The sequence below is a fragment of the Ralstonia sp. RRA genome, assembly GCF_037023145.1.
Taxonomy (GTDB): Bacteria; Pseudomonadota; Gammaproteobacteria; order Burkholderiales; family Burkholderiaceae; genus Ralstonia.
In genome coordinates, this window is sequence record NZ_CP146091.1 from 1,204,073 (window position 1) to 1,225,893 (window position 21,821).

Annotated in this window: 19 protein-coding genes; 16 read left to right on the forward strand and 3 right to left on the reverse strand. The window is 63.5% G+C overall.

From position 1 onward, the window contains the following. Window positions 1-3 precede the first annotated feature (3 nt). The 16 genes from gltA (at window position 4) to purF (ending at window position 19,541) form a co-directional block, all read left to right on the forward strand. Window positions 4-1,305, forward strand: a complete 1,302-nt coding sequence (gene gltA / locus V6657_RS05825; protein ID WP_021194918.1) for a citrate synthase — start codon at window positions 4-6, stop codon at window positions 1,303-1,305. 221 nt (window positions 1,306-1,526) lie between these two features. Then, on the forward strand, window positions 1,527-2,936 hold the full coding sequence (gene leuC, locus V6657_RS05830; protein ID WP_048932888.1) for a 3-isopropylmalate dehydratase large subunit: 1,410 nt from the start codon (window positions 1,527-1,529) through the stop codon (window positions 2,934-2,936). Between the two features lie 23 nt (window positions 2,937-2,959). After that, window positions 2,960-3,610 carry a 3-isopropylmalate dehydratase small subunit gene (leuD, locus tag V6657_RS05835; protein WP_048932749.1) on the forward strand — a complete coding sequence of 217 codons (651 nt, stop codon included), beginning with the start codon at window positions 2,960-2,962 and terminating at the stop codon, window positions 3,608-3,610. 29 nt (window positions 3,611-3,639) lie between these two features. Continuing rightward, window positions 3,640-4,710: a 3-isopropylmalate dehydrogenase gene (gene leuB, locus V6657_RS05840; protein ID WP_048932748.1), complete on the forward strand. Its 1,071-nt coding sequence runs from the start codon at window positions 3,640-3,642 to the stop codon at window positions 4,708-4,710. 331 nt (window positions 4,711-5,041) lie between these two features. Then, window positions 5,042-6,145: an aspartate-semialdehyde dehydrogenase gene (gene asd, locus V6657_RS05845; RefSeq protein WP_021194913.1), complete on the forward strand. Its 1,104-nt coding sequence runs from the start codon at window positions 5,042-5,044 to the stop codon at window positions 6,143-6,145. Window positions 6,146-6,546: 401 nt separating this feature from the next. Next, the gene (tapV, locus tag V6657_RS05850) at window positions 6,547-9,468 is read left to right on the forward strand and encodes a FimV/HubP family polar landmark-like protein TapV (protein WP_048932747.1); all 2,922 of its coding nucleotides are present in this window, start codon (window positions 6,547-6,549) and stop codon (window positions 9,466-9,468) included. 82 nt (window positions 9,469-9,550) lie between these two features. After that, the gene (gene truA, locus V6657_RS05855; RefSeq protein WP_048932746.1) at window positions 9,551-10,375 is read left to right on the forward strand and encodes a tRNA pseudouridine(38-40) synthase TruA; all 825 of its coding nucleotides are present in this window, start codon (window positions 9,551-9,553) and stop codon (window positions 10,373-10,375) included. Window positions 10,376-10,389: 14 nt separating this feature from the next. Further along, complete coding sequence (locus V6657_RS05860; protein ID WP_048932745.1) at window positions 10,390-11,091, forward strand: phosphoribosylanthranilate isomerase; 702 nt, start codon at window positions 10,390-10,392, stop codon at window positions 11,089-11,091. A 98-nt stretch (window positions 11,092-11,189) separates the two neighbouring features. Then, window positions 11,190-12,383 carry a tryptophan synthase subunit beta gene (trpB, locus tag V6657_RS05865; RefSeq protein WP_048932744.1) on the forward strand — a complete coding sequence of 398 codons (1,194 nt, stop codon included), beginning with the start codon at window positions 11,190-11,192 and terminating at the stop codon, window positions 12,381-12,383. A gap of 16 nt (window positions 12,384-12,399) precedes the next feature. Then, a complete protein-coding gene (locus V6657_RS05870) occupies window positions 12,400-13,218 on the forward strand; it encodes a site-specific DNA-methyltransferase (RefSeq protein WP_048932743.1) in 819 nt (272 codons plus the stop codon). A 15-nt stretch (window positions 13,219-13,233) separates the two neighbouring features. Beyond that, window positions 13,234-14,031, forward strand: a complete 798-nt coding sequence (gene trpA, locus V6657_RS05875) for a tryptophan synthase subunit alpha (protein ID WP_048932742.1) — start codon at window positions 13,234-13,236, stop codon at window positions 14,029-14,031. Window positions 14,032-14,068: 37 nt separating this feature from the next. Further along, window positions 14,069-14,941 carry an acetyl-CoA carboxylase, carboxyltransferase subunit beta gene (gene accD, locus V6657_RS05880; RefSeq protein WP_021194906.1) on the forward strand — a complete coding sequence of 291 codons (873 nt, stop codon included), beginning with the start codon at window positions 14,069-14,071 and terminating at the stop codon, window positions 14,939-14,941. A 105-nt stretch (window positions 14,942-15,046) separates the two neighbouring features. After that, the gene (gene folC / locus V6657_RS05885; protein WP_048932741.1) at window positions 15,047-16,357 is read left to right on the forward strand and encodes a bifunctional tetrahydrofolate synthase/dihydrofolate synthase; all 1,311 of its coding nucleotides are present in this window, start codon (window positions 15,047-15,049) and stop codon (window positions 16,355-16,357) included. A 102-nt stretch (window positions 16,358-16,459) separates the two neighbouring features. Next, a complete protein-coding gene (locus V6657_RS05890) occupies window positions 16,460-17,326 on the forward strand; it encodes an SPOR domain-containing protein (protein ID WP_048932740.1) in 867 nt (288 codons plus the stop codon). Window positions 17,327-17,407: 81 nt separating this feature from the next. Beyond that, entirely contained in the window at window positions 17,408-17,905 is a 498-nt protein-coding gene (locus tag V6657_RS05895; RefSeq protein WP_021194903.1) for a CvpA family protein, read from the forward strand. 97 nt (window positions 17,906-18,002) lie between these two features. After that, entirely contained in the window at window positions 18,003-19,541 is a 1,539-nt protein-coding gene (purF, locus tag V6657_RS05900; RefSeq protein WP_048932739.1) for an amidophosphoribosyltransferase, read from the forward strand. A 70-nt stretch (window positions 19,542-19,611) separates the two neighbouring features. On the opposite strand, the gene V6657_RS05905 is transcribed toward purF, so the two are convergent. The 3 genes from V6657_RS05905 to V6657_RS05915 form a co-directional block, all read right to left on the reverse strand. Beyond that, window positions 19,612-20,433 carry an ABC transporter permease gene (locus V6657_RS05905; protein ID WP_048932738.1) on the reverse strand — a complete coding sequence of 274 codons (822 nt, stop codon included), beginning with the start codon at window positions 20,431-20,433 and terminating at the stop codon, window positions 19,612-19,614. A 39-nt stretch (window positions 20,434-20,472) separates the two neighbouring features. Then, the gene (nodI, locus tag V6657_RS05910) at window positions 20,473-21,435 is read right to left on the reverse strand and encodes a nodulation factor ABC transporter ATP-binding protein NodI (RefSeq protein ID WP_048932737.1); all 963 of its coding nucleotides are present in this window, start codon (window positions 21,433-21,435) and stop codon (window positions 20,473-20,475) included. A gap of 155 nt (window positions 21,436-21,590) precedes the next feature. Next, a complete protein-coding gene (locus tag V6657_RS05915; RefSeq protein WP_048932736.1) occupies window positions 21,591-21,791 on the reverse strand; it encodes a glycine zipper 2TM domain-containing protein in 201 nt (66 codons plus the stop codon). Window positions 21,792-21,821 lie beyond the last annotated feature (30 nt).

A 21,821-nucleotide genomic window follows, 5' to 3' on the forward strand; every position in this document is an offset into this window, starting at 1 on the left:
GACATGACGCCGTCCGAAGTGAAAGCCACCCTATCGTTTTCCGATGGCTCGCCCAGCGTTGAGCTGCCGATCTACAAGGGCACGGTTGGCCCGGACGTGATCGACATCCGCAAGCTGTACGGTCAGACGGGCAAGTTCACGTACGACCCCGGCTTCATGTCGACTGCGTCGTGCAATTCCAAGATCACCTACATCGACGGCGACAAGGGTGAGCTGCTGTACCGCGGCTACGCCATCGACGATCTGGCCAGCAAGTGCGATTTCATGGAAATCTGCTACCTGCTGCTGAAGGGCGAACTGCCCAACGCCAAGCAGAAGGAAGAGTTCAACCATGTGGTGACGAATCACACCATGGTGCACGAGCAGATGCAGTTCTTCCTGCGCGGTTTCCGCCGTGACGCCCACCCGATGGCCGTGCTGACGGGCCTGGTGGGTGCGATGAGCGCGTTCTACCCGGATGCTGCCAATATCAACGACCCGCGCGAGCGCGAGATCTCGCAGATCCGCCTGATCGCCAAGCTGCCGACGCTGGTGGCCATGGCATACAAGTACAACATCGGCCAGCCGCTGATCTACCCGCAGAACAACCTGTCGTACACCGGCAACTTCATGCGCATGATGTTTGCCACGCCGTGTGAAGACTACAAGGTGAACCCGGTGCTGGAGCGTGCTCTGGACCGCATCTTCATTCTGCACGCCGATCACGAGCAAAACGCGTCGACGTCGACGGTGCGTCTGGCGGGGTCGTCGGGCACGAACCCGATCGCCGCGATCGCTGCCGGTATCGCTTGCCTGTGGGGCCCGGCGCACGGTGGTGCGAACGAAGCCGCACTGAACATGCTGGAAGAGATCGGCTCGGTGGACAAGGTTCCCGAGTTCATCAAGCAGGTCAAGGACAAGAACAGCGGCGTGCGCCTGATGGGCTTTGGCCACCGTGTGTACAAGAACTACGACCCGCGCGCCAAGCTGATGCGCGAAACCTGCCATGAAGTGCTGAACGAACTGGGCCTGCACAACGACCCGCTGTTCAAGCTCGCCATGGAGCTGGAAAAGATTGCGCTGGAAGATGAGTACTTCGTCAGCCGCAAGCTGTACCCGAACGTCGACTTCTACTCGGGTATCGTGCAGCGCGCGCTGGGCATCCCGTCGTCGATGTTCACTTGCATCTTCGCGCTGGCCCGTTCGGTGGGCTGGATCTCGCAGTGGGAAGAGATGATCACCGATCCGGAATACAAGATCGGCCGTCCGCGCCAACTGTTCAACGGCGCCGCTACGCGCGAAGTGCCGGCGATCGACAAGCGCTAAGCCAGTCTTTCCGCTTCACAAGAACCCCGCTGGGAGACCGGCGGGGTTTTTTGTTGCCCGAAGATTGCCCGGGCGAGCTTTCGCGAAATGACGAAACCCCCTTTCGTCAGTCACGTCCGGTGTGCAATGCACCGGGTGGCATAATCGATCACTCCCCACGAAACTGCTCGCGCAGCCGCCTCGAATCCAAAAATTGAGGCGCGTTGTGCACGGATCGCATCATGGCCAAGACGCTCTACGACAAACTCTGGGACGACCACGTCGTTCATACCGAAGACGATGGCACGACCGTGCTCTACATCGATCGTCAATTGCTGCACGAAGTGACGAGCCCGCAGGCGTTCGAAGGCCTGAAGCTGGCGCAGCGTCCGGTCTGGCGCATCAGCGCCAACCTGGCTGTGTCGGACCACAACGTGCCGACCACCGACCGCTCGCACGGTATTGCCGATCCGGTCTCCAAGCTGCAGGTCGACACGCTCGATGCCAACTGCGATAGCTATGGCATCACGCAATTCAAGATGAACGACAAACGTCAGGGCATCGTGCACGTGATCGGGCCGGAGCAGGGCGCGACGCTGCCGGGCATGACGGTGGTCTGCGGTGATTCGCACACCAGCACGCACGGCGCATTCGGCGCGCTGGCGCACGGCATCGGTACGTCGGAAGTCGAACATGTGCTGGCCACGCAGACGCTGCTCGCCAAGAAGAGTAAGAACATGCTCGTGAAGGTGGAAGGCACGCTGCCGCGCGGCTGCACCGCCAAGGACATCGTGCTCGCCATCATCGGCAAGATCGGCACGGCGGGCGGCACGGGTTACGCCATGGAATTCGGCGGCTCGGCCATCCGCGCGCTGTCGATGGAAGGCCGTATGACGGTGTGCAACATGGCGATCGAAGGCGGCGCACGTGCCGGCATGATTGGCGTGGACGACGTCACGCTGGAATACATCAAGGGCCGCCCGTTCGCGCCGCAGGGCGTGGAGTGGGAACAGGCTGTCGCCTACTGGCGCACGCTGCATTCTGACGAAGGCGCCCACTTCGACCACGTGGTGGAACTGCGTGCCGAAGAGATCCGCCCGCAGGTGAGCTGGGGTACGTCGCCGGAAATGGTGGTCAGCATCGAAGACCGCGTGCCGGATCCCGACAAGGAAAAGGACCCGAACAAGCGTAACGCCATGGAGCGCGCGCTCGAATACATGGGTCTGCAGCCGAACGTGGCGATCAGCGATATCAACATCGACAAGGTCTTCATCGGCTCGTGCACCAACAGCCGCATCGAAGACATGCGCGCTGCCGCATGGGTTGTGCAGAAGCTGGGCAAGCGCATCGCGTCCAACGTGAAGTTGGCGATGGTCGTGCCGGGCTCGGGCCTCGTGAAGGAACAGGCTGAGCGCGAAGGGCTCGACAAGATTTTCAAGGCGGCAGGCTTTGAATGGCGCGAGCCGGGTTGCTCGATGTGTCTGGCGATGAACGCAGACCGCCTCGACCCGGGCGAGCGTTGCGCATCGACCTCCAACCGCAACTTCGAAGGCCGTCAGGGCGCGGGTGGCCGCACCCATCTGGTGAGCCCGGCGATGGCCGCTGCGGCCGCGCTGGAAGGCCACTTCGTCGACGTGCGCAAGCTCGCTTGAGCGGCAGGATAGAGAGAGCAATCATGGAACAATTCACCATCCACACCGGCCTCGTGGCTCCGCTCGACCGCGAAAACGTCGACACCGACGCCATCATCCCGAAGCAATTCCTCAAGTCGATCAAGCGCACGGGCTTTGGCCCGAACCTGTTCGACGAATGGCGCTACAAGGACGTCGGCGAACCCGGCCAGGACAACAGCAAGCGTCCGCTGAACCCGGACTTCGTGCTGAACCAACCGCGCTATCAGGGCGCATCGGTGCTGCTGGCGCGCAAGAACTTCGGCTGCGGCAGCTCGCGTGAGCACGCACCGTGGGCGCTGCAGCAGTACGGCTTCCGCGCCATCATCGCGCCGAGCTTTGCCGACATCTTCTTCAACAACTGCTTCAAGAATGGCCTGCTGCCGATCGTGCTGACGGAGTCGCAAGTCGACCACCTGTTCAACGAGACGCTGGCGTTCCCTGGCTATCAGTTGACGGTGGATCTGGACAAGCAGGTCGTCGTCACGCCGGGTGGTACAGCGTATCCGTTCGACATCACGGCGTTCCGCAAGTACTGCCTGCTCAACGGCTTCGACGACATCGGTCTGACCCTGCGCTATGCGGATCAGATCAAGGCCTACGAAGCGCAGCGCTTGGCCAAGATGCCGTGGCTCGCACACAAGCTCGTCGGCTGAGCTGACACTAGAACAACAGGGAAATACGCATGACCAAAATTGCAGTATTGCCGGGCGACGGCATTGGCAAGGAAATCGTGGCCGAGGCCGTCAAGGTGCTGAACGCGCTGGGCGAGTCATTCGAGATGGAATTCGCCCCGGTGGGCGGCGCCGGCTATGAAGCCAAGGGCCATCCGCTGCCGGAAGACACGCTCAAGCTCGCCAAGGAGGCTGACGCCATCCTGTTCGGCGCCGTGGGCGATTGGAAGTACGACACGCTGGCGCGCGAACTGCGCCCCGAGCAGGCCATTCTCGGCCTTCGCAAGCATCTGCAGTTGTTCGCCAATTTCCGTCCGGCGATCTGCTATCCGGAACTGGCCGGCGCATCGAGCCTGAAGCCCGAAATTGTGGGTGGCCTCGACATCCTGATCGTGCGTGAACTGACTGGCGACATCTACTTTGGCCAGCCCCGCGGCGTGCGTGCAGCACCGGACGGCCTGTTCGCTGGTGCGCGCGAAGGCTTCGACACCATGCGCTATGCCGAGCCGGAAATCCGTCGCATCGCGCACGTCGCCTTCCAAGCGGCTGCCAAGCGCGGCAAGAAGCTGTGCAGCGTCGACAAGGCCAACGTGCTCGAGACGTTCCAGTTCTGGAAGGACATCGTCACCGACGTGCACAAGGAGTACCCCGAGGTCGAGCTGTCGCACATGTACGTCGACAACGCGGCCATGCAGCTCGTGAAGGCGCCGAAGAACTTCGATGTGATCGTCACCGGCAACATGTTCGGCGACATTCTGTCGGACGAGGCGGCCATGCTGACGGGCTCGATCGGCATGCTGCCGTCGGCGTCGCTGGATGCGAACAACAAGGGCCTGTACGAGCCGTCGCACGGTTCGGCGCCTGACATTGCGGGCAAGGGCATCGCCAACCCGCTGGCGACGATCCTGTCGGCGGCGATGATGCTGCGCTACTCGCTGGGCAAGGCCGAGCAGGCTGATCGCATCGAGAATGCCGTCAAGAAGGTGCTGGCCCAGGGCTATCGCACCGGCGACATCCTGACGCCGGACTGCAAGCAGGTCGGCACGGTGGAGATGGGCGAAGCGGTGTTGGCCGCGTTGTAATTCATCGCGCACGTTGCGGCGCCGTCAGATGACGCGCCGCAACGTTTTTTTTCGGCGAACGCATGTTGCAGCGCATTGTGTGTCCGTCAAATCGTGTATATTTTTACGAATGATCTCGACCGCGCTTCTCTTCGGCATTCTGGGCACCCTGGCAATCGCTGCCACGGGCGCTGCCGCACGCGCACGCATTGCGACTGTCGAGATTCGCACGACCACCAAAACCATTACGAAAAAAACGATCTCGTAGATCGTCCGGTCGTGTCCGTTCGCCTTCCCCGCGCGGTCACCGCCGGGCGCACGAGGCGGGGAAATTCACTAAGGGTTCCACATCATGAAGGTAGGTCTCGTCGGTTGGCGCGGCATGGTTGGCAGCGTGCTGATGCAGCGCATGCAGGAAGAAAAGGATTTCGACCTGATCGATACGGTGTTTTTCAGCACCAGCAACGCTGGCGGCAAGGCGCCTGCATTCGCCAAGACGGATGCGCCTCTGGCTGACGCCAACGACATCGAAGCGCTGAAGGCTTGCGACACGATCATCACGTGCCAAGGCGGTGACTACACCACCGAAGTCTTCCCGAAGCTGCGCGCTGCTGGCTGGAACGGCTACTGGATCGACGCCGCGTCGACCCTGCGCATGGAAGACGACGCCGTGATCGTGCTGGACCCGGTCAACCTGGGCCTGATCAAGAATGCGGTGGCGGCCGGCACCAAGAATTTCATCGGTGGCAACTGCACCAACTCCATCCTGCTGATGGGCGTGGGCGGTCTGTTCCGCGAAGGCCTGGTCGAGTGGGTCAGCTCGATGACCTACCAAGCCGCATCGGGCGGTGGCGCGAACCACATGCGCGAACTGCTTAAGGGCATGGGCGTGATCCACGGCGCGGTGGCTGACGAACTGGCCAACCCGGCGTCCGCCATCCTGGACATCGATCGCAAGGTCGCCAAGACCATCCGCGAAGATGTGCCGACCGAGTTCTTCCCGGCGCCGCTGGCTGGCGGTCTGATCCCCTGGATCGACAAGCAGCTCGACAACGGCCAGTCGAAGGAAGAGTGGAAGGGTCAGGCCGAGGTCAACAAGATTCTGGGCAACGCGCAGCCGGTTCCGGTGGATGGCCTGTGCGTGCGCATCGGCGCGATGCGTTGCCATAGCCTGGGCCTGACGCTCAAGCTCAAGCGCGACCTGCCGCTCGAAGAGATCGAGCAGATCATCCGCTCGGGCAACCCGTGGGTGAAGTGGGTGCCGAACGATCGCAGCATCACCGAGAAGGAACTGACGCCGGCGTCCATCACTGGTGGCCTGCAGATCGGCGTGGGCCGCGTACGCAAGCTGAACATGGGGCCGGAATACGTGAGCGCCTTCGTGATCGGCGACCAACTGCTCTGGGGCGCGGCGGAACCGCTGCGTCGCACGTTGCGCATCCTGCTGGGCAAGTGACCCCGGCTTTGCATTCGTTGTCGGGTCAGGTGGCGGTGATTGTCGTTGCGGCCTGACAACAGAAAGTGCGCTTTTTCTACCAACGCCGCGCGGCCTGCGCGGCGTTGTGCCATCTGGCCGCCCACGGGCTGTAACGTTGGTACACAATAGCGGCCAGAATTGCGGTATGAAAGCCGTCCACCCTTTCGTGGGGTGGACAGTTACGGGGAATAGTTAGCGCCACGTCGAAGCATTCGCATTCCGGGGGGTACGTCGGATGCTTCAGAATCTCGCCAATTGTGTCGTTTTGATAAAAATCGACGGCGGTTCGAACCCTCAGCTTTTCGCCTATTGGGTGAACTTGCTGCGCTAACTCGTTGATGTTAAGTTCGTTTGCACATTAAAAGATAACGGAGTCGAAGGTGAGGGTGAGCCAATACCGCCGGAGAGAAACGTCCCATCGCAGTCCTACCTGGTCGGCCGTCGCCATTGCTGCGGCAAGCCTGCTGCTGATCCAGCCCGCAGCGCACGCAGCTGGTTTCGGCGCGCTGCATGTGCGTTCCAGCCTTGGCCAGCCGCTGCAGGCCGAAATCGATCTGACCGGCGTCACGGCCGAAGAGGCGCAAAACCTGGTCGCCAAGCTGGCGACTCCGGATGCCTATTCGCGTGCCGGCCTGACTTACAACCCAATCGTCTCCTCGCTGCGTGCATCGCTGGAGCGCCAGTCGAATGGCAATTACGTGGTGCGCCTGCGCTCCACTCAGCCCGTCGCCGAGCCTTTTGTCGATGTGCTGGTCGACCTGAACTGGGCAAGCGGCCACGTTTCGCGCGCCTATACCTTCTTGCTGGACCCGGTGGGCTCCAGCAATACCGCACAGAATTTCGCACCGACGCCGGTGGTGCAGGCTACGACGCCGGGCGCCGCAGAGTCTGTTGCGCCCGCACCGGCCGCTCAGCCGCAAGCTGCAGCCCCGGCTACGGCGCCTGCATCAACTGCGCCGGCACGTCAGCCACGTGCTGCAACTCGTCAGGCTGCGCGCCCGCAGCAGGCCGCACCGGCCGCCTCAGCGCCGGATGCTACGCCGGGCGGTTCGTATACCGTGCAGCGCGGCGACAGCCTGTACGACATCGCGTCGACGGCCTCGCAAGGCCAGGACGCTGTGTCGCTCGACCAGATGCTGCTGGCGATGTACCGCAACAACCCCAATGCCTTCATTGGCGGCAATATCAACCGCCTGCGTACTGGCTCCGTGCTGAAGGTGCCGTCACAGGCGGATGCGCAGAAGGTCTCGCCGCGTGAAGCGCGCCGCGAGGTGGTTGCGCAGACTTCTGGCTTTGCCGGCTATCGCAATCGCCTGGCCACCGCCGCTGAAGCCAACGCCGCCACCGACACCGATTCGGCACGCCAGCAAAGTGGCAGTGTGTCGGCCCGTGTGCAGGATCAGGCAACGCCGGCGGCCAGCGGCCGTGACGAGCTGCGCCTGTCGAAGGCTGATCGCACCGGCAAAGCCAACGCAGCTGCCCGTGATGAAGAGCTCGTCGCCAAGGAGCGTGCGCTCAAGGATATGGAATCGCGCGTTGCCCAGTTGGAGAAGAACCTCTCCGACATGCAACGTCTGGTGGAGCTGAAGAACGCCGAGTTGGCCAAGGCCGCCAGTGCAGCCAAGCCGGCTGCGGGCACTGCGCCGGCAACGGCAGCACCTGCTGTAGCGGCCGCCAACGCGCCGGCTTCGTCCACGCCGGCACCGGCTCAACAGGCCGCCCAACCAGTTGCTGCCGCTCCGGCAGAGACCGCCCCTGCAGCACCGGCTGCTTCGGCAACTGCCGCAGCAGCGTCCGCGCCGGAAGCTGCGTCTGCAACAGTGGCTGCGGCCTCGGCTCCGCAGGCAGCGGCCAGCGCGCCGGTTGCTGCCGCATCGGCTCCGGCTGCTGCTCCGAAGAAGGCCCCAGTCGTGGTGGCGCCGCCGGCACCGATCGCAGAAGAATCGTTCCTCTCGTCCGTGTTGGGCAACCCGATGGCCCTGGGCCTGGGTGCGGTGGTGGTGGCTCTGCTGGGCGGCTTGGCAGTGTATCGCCGTCGCCAGCAGAAGCCTGAGCAAGCGCACGGCTTCCAGGACAGCTTGCTGTCGCAGGAAAGCACCGTGATGGCGGGTGCCAACTCGCTGTTCGGTGCGGCAGGTGGCCAGAGCGTTGATACCTCGCAGCACAGCGTGTTTGGTGCGGATTTCCGCATTGGCGGCAGCAACGAGAGCAACGAAGTCGATCCGATTGCTGAAGCGGATGTTTATATCGCCTACGGTCGCGATGTGCAGGCCGAGGAAATTTTGCGCGAGGCGCTGGAACAACATCCGGATCGCCAAGCTATTCGTTTGAAGTTGATGGAAATTTACGCAAATCGTCAGGACGCACACGGCTTCCAGACCATTGCAGAAGAAATGCTGGCGCAAGTCGGCGCCGCCTCTCCGGAATGGGCCGAGGCTGCTGCAATGGGTCGCAAGTTTGACCCTGCCAATCCGCTGTACCTGACGGTGCAAGGTGATGGGCATCATCCTGGCGCCGAAACGTCCGCCGAGCACAGTCACGCAGGTGCTGTAGCTGCCGGTGCCGCTGCTCTGGCAGGCGTCGGTGCAGTCGCTGCTGCCGAAGCCTTCAAGCCGACCGTGACGGGTGAAACCACCCGCCGTGGCGACGACTGGACCACACTGTCTCCGGATCTGGATCCGTCGGCTCCATCGACCAAGGCTCCGGCCCTGGCCGATCTGGACCTGCCGCTGGAGTCGTTCCCGGCCCCGGCCGCTGGCGACCCGATCACCGCATCGGCTGAAGCGGCAGAGGTGTTCAAGCCGCACGCCGAGCCGGAGATCGATCTGCCGCAGTTCAATGCACACGCTGGTGAGGCTTATCAGCCGGTATCTGCACCGCCGATGCACATGGACCTGTCGGACCTGTCGCTGGATCTGAACCCGACGCCGCCGGCAACCGAGGCTGCACCGGTTGCTCCGGCTGCCGTGGCCGAAGAAAGCCTGCCGGCCTGGGCCCAGCCGACGGATCTGTCGCAAGCGCCGATGCACCTCGATGCCGAGCCGCATCACGCCGAGCATGAACATGTCGCCAACGATGAGCCGCAATCGGCCATCCGCCTGGACACCAACCTGCCGCACACGCTGTCTGGCGAGCATGGTGCCGATGGCGTGCGCGATTTGCAGATCAAGTTCGATCTGGCCAAGGCCTATATCGAGATCGGCGACAAGGAAGGGGCACGCGAACTGCTGCAGGAAGTGCTGGATCTGGGCGACCCCTCGTTCCACGCCGAGGCTCAGGCTCTGATGCGTCAGATCGGCTGATCGGCCCAGCCTCAAGCATCGCCAGCGCCGGCAGGGTGGTATCCTGCCGGCGTTTTTCTTTCCGCACGAGGATTCACAAGGCATGACGCGCATCGCGCTCGGCATCCAGTACGACGGTGCCGCGTTTTCGGGGTGGCAATCGCAGCCACACGGCAATACTGTGCAAGACATGCTGGAGGCTGCATTGGGCCAGTTTGCCGGCGTGCCACTGCAGACGACTGTCGCTGGCCGCACCGACGCAGGCGTGCATGCGCTGGGGCAGGTTGTGCACCTCGACACCGACCTCGTACGCGATCCGTTCTCGTGGGTGCGTGGCACCAACGCTTTTCTGCCGTCGACCGTGGCTGTGCGCTGGGCGCAGGAGATGCCGGAAGATTTTCATGCACGCTTCTCCGCCCATCGCCGTACGTACTACTACGCGCTGACCTTCGGGCCGACGCGGGCGCCGCTGCTCGAGGGCAAGGCCGGCTACGTCATGCTGCCGCCCGGCAAGTCGCTTGATGTCGCTGCCATGCACGAAGCCGCGCAGGTGCTGGTCGGCGAGCACGATTTTTCCTCCTTCCGAGCGGCGGAATGCCAGGCCAAGTCGCCGGTCAAGACGATGTATTCGATGGAGGTGCGGGGCGAGGGTGAGTGGGTGTTCGTACGCATTCGCGGCAGTGCCTTCCTGCATCACATGGTGCGCAACATCATGGGCTGCCTGGTCGCGATCGGCCGGGGCCGACAGCCGGCATCGTGGATGGCCGATGTGCTGGCCGCCCGCAGCCGCGTGGCTGCTGCGCCCACATTCATGCCCGACGGCCTGTATCTGGCAGAGGTCGGCTATCCTGATGGTTTCTCGTTGCCTGCGTCCCCGGCATCGGCCAGCCTGTTTCGAGGCGTGTTCGACGAGCACGCCGGCCTGTGAATCCCACTTCTGCCATGTCGTTGCACCGAACCCGCATCAAGCTCTGCGGCCTGACCCAGCCTGCCGACGTCGATCACGCCGTCGCACTCGGCGCGGATGCCATCGGGCTGGTGTTCTACCCGCCCAGCCCGCGCTATGTCGCCACCGAGCGGGCGGCAGAGCTTGCCCGCCGCGCCGGTCCGTTCGTCACCGTGACGGGCCTGTTCGTCAACGCCAGCACCGACGACATCGCCCGCGTACTCGACCAAGTGCCGCTGACGTTGCTCCAGTTCCATGGGGATGAGACGCCAGAACAATGCGCAGAAATTGCCGGCAAGGTGGGGCTGCCCTGGCTGCGGGCCCTGCGTGTTCAGCCTGGGGCCGATTTGGTAGAATTCGCCGATCGGTTTGCCACTGCCCAAGGCCTGCTGCTCGACGCATTTGTTGAGGGGTATGGCGGTGGCGGCCACGTCTTCGACTGGACCCTGATTCCCTCGCAATGGCTCCCGCAATCGCCATCCTCGCCAACCCCAAGCGCCGCTCCTCGGCTCGTTTTGAGTGGTGGGTTGAGCGCGCAAAACGTCGCTGGCGCGATTGAGCGCGTGCGGCCCTACGCTGTTGACGTCAGCAGCGGGATCGAGGCCGCACGGGGCGTAAAAGACCACGCCCGCATGACCGCATTCGTGCGTGCGGTCCGTGAGGCCGATGCCGCCCTGAGCGCATCGGTTCAGGCCTGAGCGATAGCCAGGACCTCTCGCGGTTCGCGCCTTCCTGAATTCTTCCGCCGATACGCCCCCATGTCGTTGGGCTGCGGCGGATGCCTCGAGAGATTGCCATGTACAACCTGCCCGACGCCCACGGCCACTTCGGCCCTTACGGCGGCACCTTCGTTGCGGAAACGCTGTCCCACGCGCTGGATGAGCTGCGCGACGCCTATGCGCGCTACCAGCACGATCCCGAATTCATCAAGGAATACGAGTACGAGCTGAAGCATTTCGTCGGCCGTCCGTCGCCCATCTATCACGCAGCCCGCCTGACTGAGCACTGCGGCGGCGCGCAGATCTACCTCAAGCGCGAAGACCTGAACCACACCGGCGCACACAAGGTGAACAACGTCATCGGCCAGGCGCTGCTGGCACGCCGCATGGGCAAGCCGCGCGTGATTGCCGAAACCGGCGCCGGCCAGCACGGCGTGGCCACGGCCACCATTGCCGCACGCTACGGCATGGAATGCGTCGTCTACATGGGCAGCGAAGACGTCCGCCGCCAGGCCGCCAACGTCTATCGCATGAAGCTGCTGGGCGCGACCGTGGTGCCGGTGGAATCCGGCTCGCGCACGCTCAAGGACGCGCTGAACGAAGCGATGCGCGACTGGGTGACCAACGTGGCCGACACGTTCTACATCATCGGCACGGTGGCCGGTCCGCACCCGTATCCGATGATGGTGCGCGACTTCCAAGCCGTGATCGGCGAGGAGTGCAAGGTGCAGATGCCCGAGATGATCGGCCGTCAGCCGGACGCCGTGATCGCCTGCGTGGGCGGCGGCTCCAACGCCATGGGCATCTTCTATCCGTACATCGACCACACCGACGTGAAGCTGATCGGCGTGGAAGCGGCGGGCGAGGGCATCGAGACGGGCCGCCATGCCGCGTCGCTTACGGGCGGCTCGCCGGGTGTGCTGCACGGCAACCGCACGTATCTGCTGCAGGATGACGACGGCCAGATCATCGAAACGCACTCGATCTCGGCAGGCCTGGACTACCCGGGCGTCGGCCCTGAGCACGCCTGGTTGAAGGACGCGCGCCGCGCGGAATACGTCCCGATTACCGATAAGGAAGCGCTGCAGGCCTTCCACGACCTGTGTCGCATGGAGGGCATCATCCCTGCGCTGGAATCGAGCCATGCGCTGGCGTATGCCTGCAAGCTGGCACCGACGCTACCGAAGGACAAGATCCTGCTGGTGAACCTGTCGGGCCGCGGCGACAAGGACATGCACACCGTCGCCGAATTCTCCGGCATCACACTCTAACGGCACTGGCACCCGCATGACCGAGCGCGCCATCGACGGCATCTTCAACGAGGACTGCATTACCGGGGTCGGGCATCTGGCCGACGGCAGCGTGGACCTCGTCATCGCCGATCCGCCGTACGGGCTGGGCAAGGATTACGGCAATGACTCCGACAAGCTGTCGGGCGATGCCTACCTGGCCTGGTCCGAACGCTGGATCGATGCGGTGGTTCCCAAGCTGGCGCGCAACGGCTCGCTCTACCTGTTCTGCACGTGGCAATACGCGCCGGAACTGTTCGTGATGCTCAAGCAGCGTCTCATGATGATCAACGAGATCATCTGGGACCGCCGCGTGCCCAGCATGGGGGGCAGCACGCGCAAGTTCTCGTCGGTGCACGACAACATCGGCTTCTTTGCTGCTTCGCGCGACTACTACTTTGACGTCGATGCCGTGCGCATTCCGTACGACGCCGAGACGAAGAAAGCGCGCAGCCGCAAGCGTTTTGAGGGCAAGAAGTGGCTGGAAGTCGGCTACAACCCGAAGGACGTGTGGAGCGTGTCGCGCCTGCACCGGCAAGACCCGGAGCGCGCGGAGCACCCGACGCAGAAGCCGCTGGAACTGGTGGAACGCATGATCCTGGCAAGCTGCCCGCCGGGCGGCCTGGTGCTGGACCCGTTCCTGGGCAGTGGCACCACGGCTGCGGCGAGCGCAAGGCTTGGCCGCCGCTTTGCCGGCTTCGAGATCAACGCCGACTATTGCCGTGTAGCACGCGAGCGCGTGGCTGCTGTGCATGCCGCTGCTGCCAACGCACAACCGACTGAATCTGAGGCGCCTGACACCATCAAGGTCGCCTGACAAACCGATCCCCCTATGTCCCGCATCGCTCAAACCTTTTCGCAGTTGTCCGCACAGGGCCGCAAGGGCCTGATCCCGTTCATCACGGCGGGCGATCCGTACCCCGAGATGACCGTTGACCTCATGCACGCGCTGGTGAAGGGCGGCGCCAACGTCATCGAGCTGGGTGTGCCGTTTTCTGACCCGATGGCCGACGGCCCGGTTATTCAACGTGCGTCTGAACGCGCATTGGCCCAGAAGGTGGGCCTGCGTACGGTGCTGGAATACGTGCGCACGTTCCGCGCCACGGATGCCACGACGCCCGTGGTGTTAATGGGCTATGCCAATCCGATCGAGCGCATGGGCGTTGACGCCTTCGCCAAGGCTGCGTCTGAAGCAGGCGTGGACGGCGTGCTGGTGGTCGATTACCCACCTGAGGAGTGCGAGGACTTCGCCAAGGCCATGAAGGCCACCGGGATCGATCCGATCTTTCTGCTGGCGCCGACATCCACCGAGGCGCGTATTGCGCAGATCGCCCGCGTGGCCAGTGGCTACATCTACTACGTCTCGCTCAAGGGTGTGACCGGCGCGGCGACCATCGATCTGGATGCCGTGGCTGCACGCATCCCGCAGATTCGCCAGCACGCGCGGCTGCCAGTGGGCGTCGGCTTCGGCATCCGTGATGCGGCAACTGCACGTGCCATCGGTGGCGTTGCCGATGCCGTGGTCATCGGATCCCGCATTGTGCAATTGCTTGAAGAGGCTCCGCGCGAACAAGCGGTACAATGCTTGACTGATTTCATCGCGGAGATCCGCCAGGCGCTGGACGCCTGAGTCACATTCTTCGCGCGAGCGCATTCAAGGAGCACGCATGAGCTGGCTGGACAAACTGCTTCCGCCCAAGATCCAACAGACCGATCCGTCGCAACGCAAGGGCATTCCGGAAGGCCTCTGGATCAAATGCCCGGCCTGCGAGTCGGTGCTGTACCGTACCGACATCGAAGCCAATCTGCACGTCTGCCCGAAGTGCGACCACCACATGCGCATCGGCGCGCGTGCTCGCCTGGATGCGCTGCTGGACGCCGAAGGCCGCTATGAGCTGGGCCAGGAGATCCTCCCGGTCGATCCGCTCAAGTTCAAGGACAGCAAGAAATACCCCGACCGCATCAAGGCCGCCATGGACAACTCCGGCGAGACCGATGCAATGGTCGTGCTGGGTGGCGCCATTCATGCGCTGCCGGTGGTGGTGGCCTGCTTCGAGTTTGAGTTCATGACCGGCTCGATGGGCTCGGTGGTGGGAGAGCGCTTTGCACGCGGCGCGCAGATGGCGCTGGAGCAGAAGGTGCCGTTCATCTGCGTGACGGCATCGGGCGGTGCGCGTATGCAGGAAAGCCTGCTGTCGCTCATGCAGATGGCCAAGACCACGGCGATGATCCAGAAGCTGGCCGAGGCCAAGCTGCCGTTCATCAGCGTGCTGACCGATCCGACCACCGGCGGTGTGTCCGCCAGCTTTGCCTTTATGGGCGATGTGGTGATCGCTGAACCCAAGGCAATGATCGGCTTTGCCGGCCCGCGCGTGATTGAGCAGACTGTGCGCGAGAAGCTGCCGGAAGGCTTCCAGCGTGCCGAGTTCCTGCTGCAGAAGGGCGCCATCGACATGATCGTCGACCGCCGCAACATGCGCCGCGAGATTGCCGAGCTGCTGGCGCTCTTGCAGAAGCAACCGGCCGACGCACTGGCCTGATGCACCACACCTGTTGAACCGAAGCGCGGGCGAGAGTCCGCGCTTCTTGTTTTTGCGCGGCAGGTTTGCCTCAACGCCACCCCGGCCGCGCCACTCATCGTTCGCATGCCTACATTCGATAACCTTCCCGATTGGCTGGCCCACCTGGAAACCGCTCACCCGGTCGGCATCGACATGGGCCTGGCCCGCATCAGCCGCGTGCGTGACGTGCTGGGTCTGGAGTTCACATCCGTCGTCTTTACGGTTGGCGGCACCAACGGCAAGGGCTCGACCTGCTCGATGCTGGAGGCGATGCTGCTGGCCGCCGGCTACAAGGTTGGCTGCCATACGTCGCCACACCTGATCGATTTCAACGAACGCGCCCGCGTGAATGGCGAGATCGCCACCGACGCGATGCTGCTGCCGCATTTCGAAGCCGTAGAGCGCGCGCGCTGCAGCCTCAGTGACGACCACGGTGAGCCGGTCAGCCTGACGTATTTCGAGTTCACCACGCTGGCGATCATGCATCTCTTTGCCAACGCGGGGCTCGATGCGGTCATTCTCGAAGTGGGTCTGGGCGGGCGTCTGGATGCGGTCAATATCATCGACACGGATTGCGCCATCATTACCAGCGTCGATCTGGACCACATGACCTATCTGGGCGACACGCGCGAGGCGATCGGCTTCGAGAAGGCGGGGATCTTCCGCCCGGGCAAGCCGGCAATCTGCTCCGATCCGGTGCCGCCGATTTCGCTGGTCAAGCAAGCCGAGGCCGTTGGTGCTGACCTTTGGTTGATCGGCCGCGATTTCAACTTCCAGGGCGACAAGCAGCAGTGGGGTTTCAGCGGACGGGGGCGGCGCTGGCCGAGCCTCGGCTATCCGGCACTGCGCGGTGCGAATCAGTTGCTGAATGCCTCGGCGGCCCTGGCGGCGCTGGAGTCGGTGCGCGACCGGTTGCCAATTTCCGCGCAGGACGTGCGCCTGGGGTTGTCGCAGGTGGCGTTGCCGGGCCGTTTCCAGGTCATGGCAGGTCGTCCTGCAGTGATTCTGGATGTGGCGCATAACCCGCATGCGGCAGCAGCGCTCGGTCAGAACCTCGAAAACATGGGCTTCTTCCGCTACACCTACGCGGTGTTCGGTGCCATGCAGGACAAGGACATCGCCGGGGTGCTCGGTCACATGCTCGACAAGGTCGACCATTGGTGTCTGACCGATCTGCCGACACCGCGTGCGGCCAGCGCCGCGCGCCTGGAGCAGGCATTGACGGACGCCGGCTTCCAGCCGGGCAAGGAGTCGAGCGTCAGCACATTCAGCGATCCCGCCACAGCCTATCGCAACGCCATGGAGCGTGCGACTGAGGATGATAGAATCGTGGTCTTCGGATCGTTCTTCACCGTTGCTGGTGTGCTTGCGGAGCGCAAGAACCGCGCGCACTAGCCAAGCGCATTGCCAACATTGGGCAGCGCCGGGTCACAGGACGACCCTGGCGTCGGCGCTGCCCTCGCATGCATCGTCTGAGAGCCAAACCGAGCGCAATCCATGGGACTGTTTTCCATCTTCTCCTCCCGCAAAAACGCTGAAGGCGAACGCTCGCGCGGCGCCGCTGGCAGTGCCGCCGATGTGGCCCGCGATGCGGTCCATGAATCGCGCACCTCGTCCCGCGCATCTTCGAACTCCCGTAGCCGTGCCTCTCGCCGTACGGACGATGACGACGATGGTCTCGACCCCGAACTCCCGCAAAAGCAGCGCGCCCGTCGTCGATTGATCGGCGCGGTGGTGCTGGTGGGCGCTGCCGTGGTGGTGTTGCCGCTGGTGTTCGACGCCAAGCCACGCCCCGTGACCGATGCGGTGGCCGTGCAGATTCAGGATCAACCGATCGACCGAGGCGCCAAGGCGTCCACCGATGAACCCAAGGTAGCGAGCCGTCGCTCTGCGCCGCGTGCACCGGGCTCGTCGGCAGATCAACCGCAGGCGCTCGACCAGGGCGAAGAGGTGGTTGCTTCTGCGGAAGCGTCGTCACCCAGCACGCCCGCGCCTGCACAGAACACGCCGTCGGCCAAGCCGACTCCGCCCAAGACGGTGGCCAGCCTGACACCGCCCGCAGATGCCAAGCCCGCCGCCAAACCGGCTCAGCCAGCGCCGCAAGCTGCCACGCCCAGTGCAGATGCCAGCGGCAACAAGTTCGTCCTGCTGATTGGCGCCTTCGCGTCCGAAGACCGCGCGCGCAACTGGCTGGGCAAGCTCAAGGCCGAGAAGATTCCCGGCTACATCGAACACAAGAAGGTGCCTGAGAAGGGCGATCTGGCGCTGTTGCGCGCAGGCCCGTTCAACGATCGCGCCGCAGCGGAAGCCGCACAGAAGCGCGCCGAGCAGATTGGCCTGACGCCCAAGCTTGTGCAGCAATAACGATGCTGGATCACGTGCACTCGCCAGATTCACTGACCTGTCACGCTACCCTCAGTCAAAGTCAATCCAAGCCGCTGTCCGATGCAACCGACTTTCTTTGACTATGGCGTGCTGTTCATCGTCGTCACGTCTGCGCTGATCGGGTTGTTTCGCGGGCTGATTCGCGAAGTGCTGGCGTTGCTTGGGTGGTTGTTTGCCGCGTGGGTGGCGTATACGTTTTCGGGTGTCGCCGCAGGCTGGATGCCAGAGTCGCTACCGGGTGGACCGGTGGCGCGCACCATTCTCGGTTTCGTCCTACTGTTTATCGTGACGGTGATTGCGACGTCGCTGGTGGGGGCGCTGCTCTCGGCGGCATTGGCAAGCGCTGGGCTCAAGCCCGCGGATCGCGGCCTGGGCATGGTGTTCGGGCTGGCACGCGGTGGCGTGATCATCCTCGTGCTGATGACGGTGGCGGGCTTTACCAGCCTGCCCGAGCAACCGTTCTGGCGCGATGCGATCAGCCGGCCGTATGCGGAGGAAGCTGCGCGTGCTGCCAAGCCGCTGCTGCCGCCTGACGTCGCGAAGTATGTTCACTATTGATCCGGAGCGTCTGGCCACCAGCTAGACGATCTGGGAAGCTTTTTCGGCGCCGGCAACGGGTGCGGGCGCCACCAATACGCTCTCGCTGGAGATCGACATGTGCGGTATCGTTGGCGTGGTTTCCTCCACGCCCGTCAATCAGCTGATCTATGACAGCCTGCTGCTTCTGCAACACCGGGGGCAGGATGCGGCTGGCATTGCCACTGCGGCTGGCAACACCTTCCATATGCACAAAGCCAATGGCATGGTGCGTGACGTGTTCCGCACGCGCAACATGCGCGGCCTGCCGGGCACGAGCGGCATCGGCCAGGTGCGTTATCCGACCGCTGGCTCTTCCAGCGAGGAAGAGGCCCAGCCGTTCTACGTCAATGCGCCGTTCGGCATTGTGCTGGCGCATAACGGCAACCTGACCAACTCCGATCAACTGCGCGAAGAGATGTTCCGACGCGATCGTCGTCACATCAACACGCAGTCGGATTCTGAAGTCCTGCTGAACGTGCTGGCCGATGAACTGCAACGCGCCAGCAATGACATCCCGCTGAACCGCGACTCCATCTTCACCGCCGTGGAAGGCTTGCACCGCCGTGTGCGTGGTTCGTACGCCATCGCAGCCGAGATCTCCGGCTACGGTGTGCTGGCCGTGCGTGATCCGTTCGGCATCCGCCCGCTGGCGCTGGGTAGCCAGGAAACGCCGGACGGCAAGATCGAATACATGGTCGCCTCCGAATCCGTGGCGTTGGAAGGGATCGGCTTCAAGTTCGAGCGCGACGTGGCGCCCGGCGAAGCGATCTTCATCGACCTCGAAGGCAAGCTGCACACCAAGCAATGCGCCCAGAACCCGGTGCTCTCGCCGTGCATTTTTGAGTACGTGTACCTGGCACGTCCGGATTCGCGCATGGATGGCGTGTCGGTGTACGACGCGCGTCTGCGCATGGGCGATTACCTGGCCGAGAAGATCAAGCGTGAGGTGACCGACCCGATCGACGTGGTGATGCCGATTCCGGATTCGTCGCGTCCGGCCGCCATGCAGGTGGCCAACCACCTGGGCGTGCCGTACCGCGAGGGCTTCTTCAAGAACCGCTACGTGGGCCGCACCTTCATCATGCCGGGCCAGGCCGTGCGCAAGAAGTCGGTGCGCCAGAAGCTCAACGCCATGGCGATTGAGTTCAAGGGCAAGAACGTGCTGATCGTCGATGACTCCATCGTGCGTGGCACGACCTCGTCGGAAATCGTGCAGATGGCACGTGACGCGGGCGCGAAGAAGGTGATCTTCGCTTCGGCCGCGCCGCCGGTGAAGTTCCCGAACGTGTACGGCATCGACATGCCGACGCGCGGTGAACTGGTGGCCTACGGCCGCACACACGAAGAAATTGCCAAGATCATCGGCGCCGATCAACTCGTGTACCAGGACGTGGAAGACATGAAGCGCGCCGTGCGCGACGTCAACCCGGCGCTCAAGGACTTTGACGCGTCGTGCTTTGATGGCAAGTACGTGACGGGCGATATCGACGAGGCATATCTCGATCGTCTGGAGACCGCGCGCAACAGCTCGGCCGCCAGTGCGGATCGCGACAACGCGCAGAACGATGATCCGCGTACGCAACTGCACCTGCAACGTTCGGCTGTGAACGAGTAATCGTTCCTCATCGCCAATAAAAAAGCCCGTCTACGTGACGGGCTTTTTGTTGGGCGCTTGGTTGACCACGTTACTTCAGCATGCGACGGCGCAGCAGCCACAGGCACAGCACGAGCGCGACAGCAGCGTAGAGCAGCAGCACACCCAGATGCAGCAGAACGTTGTCCGGTGTGCGGCCCAGCATCAGTGGGCGGATCAGCTCCACCGCGTGCGGCAGCGGCAGCACGTTCGTGATCGCGCGCACGGGCGCTGGCAGTTGCGACAGTGGGAAGAACACGCCCGAGAGCAACATCATCGGCGTGATCACCAGCGTCTGATAGAACATGAAGAAATCGTAGTTTGGCGCGAGCGCCGTCATGTTCATTGCCAGGCAGGCGAACGTGAAACCCGTGAGCACGATGACAGGCAAGGCGAGCAACGCCTGCGGCATCGATGCATAGCTGAGAGCGCCCGCCACCAGCATGATCGCCAGACCCGAGAGCACGGACTTGCTGGCCGCCCAGATCAGTTCGCCGAGTACCACGTCACCCAGGGTGAGCGGCGCATAGAGGATGGCTTCCCACGTGCGCTGTACGTGCATGCGCGAGAACGCCGAGTACATCGCTTCGAAGCTCGCTGACATCATCGTGCTGGAAGCCACCGTGCCGGCGGCCAGGAACGCGATGTACGACACACCGTCGATATGCCCGACCAGCAGGCCCAGGCCGAGCCCGAGACCAAACAGGTAGATCATCGGATCGGCCAGATTGCCGGCGAGCGACGGAATGGCAAGCTTGCGCCAGACCATGAAGTTGCGCAGCCAGATGGTCTGCCAGTTCCGGAAATTGAGCGGCCGCAGCGATTGTGGATACGCCTGTTGCGGAGCTGCGGTAAGAGTGGCTTCGTTGGACATGGGTAGCTCGTTCAATCGCGCTGCATGAATCACGCCGCATCAATCCCGCATCTCGCGGCCCGTCAGGCGCAGGAACACGTCTTCAAGATTAGCGGGGCGGTGCAGGTAGCGCAGGCCGGGCATGGTGTGCGTTTCGGTCTGCGTGCGCAGGGTGGCCACCAGCGGCTGCGGATCGCGGGCGTAGCAGAAGAGGGTTTCGCCGCTGGTCTCTACGCGCTCGGCAAGGGGCTCGAGCAGCGTGCGCAGGGCGGAGAGATCGTCGCCATAGACTTCCACCACGTCGCAGCCGATCTCGCGAGCGATGAGTTCGTGCGGCTTGCCTTGCGCGATCTTGCGACCGTTGTCGATCACGCAGAGTTCGTCGCACAGGCGCTCGGCCTCTTCCATGAAGTGCGTGGTCAGCAGGATGGTCTTGCCACCGGCCAGCAGTGAACGCAGGCGCTCCCAGATCAGGTGGCGGGCTTGCGGATCGAGCCCGGTAGTGGGCTCGTCCATGACGAGGATGTCCGGGTCGTTAATGAGTGCGCGCGCCACGGTCAGCCGGCGCTTCATGCCGCCGGAGAGCGCACGTACCGGCGCATCGGCTTTTTGCTCAAGCCGCGCGAATTCCAGCAGGGCAGGGATGCGCTCGCGGATGGCCGCGGAGGACAGGCCAAAGTAGCGGCCGAAGATGCGCAGGTTTTCCGAGACGGTGAAATCGGGGTCGAGGTTGTCGAACTGCGGCACCACGCCCACACGCATGCGTGCACGGTGCGCAAACTCGGGAACCGCCTCACCGCACAGTTGCAGCGCGCCCGCATCGGGCATCGTCATGCCAAGCAGCATGCGCAGCGTAGTGGTCTTGCCGGCCCCATTGGGGCCCAGCAGGCCGAAGCATTGGCCGCGCCGTACGGAAAAACTCAGGTTGTCGACGACCGTTTGATCTCCATAGCGCTTGCGCAAGCCGTCGACGCTCAGGATCGGTGTGCTGCTCACGCCAAAGCCCTGTTGCTCGTATCGCACATCGCCTCCGTTGCAAAACGCTGATTATGCGCTTGCGTCGGCATATGCGTATGAGGGGATTGTGCGATGGCGCTGACCACGCTCAGATAACAAAAAGGGCCAGACAACACTGTCTGGCCCCTGCCTGCAGCACATCTTCGCTGCGTATGGTGGGCTTATTTGCCGATGGTGTTACCAATCACACCACCCAGTGCCGCACCACCCAGCGTGGCACCCGGGCCGCCCCAGATGGCCGCCCCGGCGACACCGCCCGCGGCTGCGCCGAGCGCCGTGTTCCGCTGCCTTGGCGTCATGTCCGCGCATCCGCTGACGGATGCCAACACGGCCGCCAGTAACAAGGATACGAAGGCACGCATAGCACACTCCTTTTATCGTTCGTATGCCTG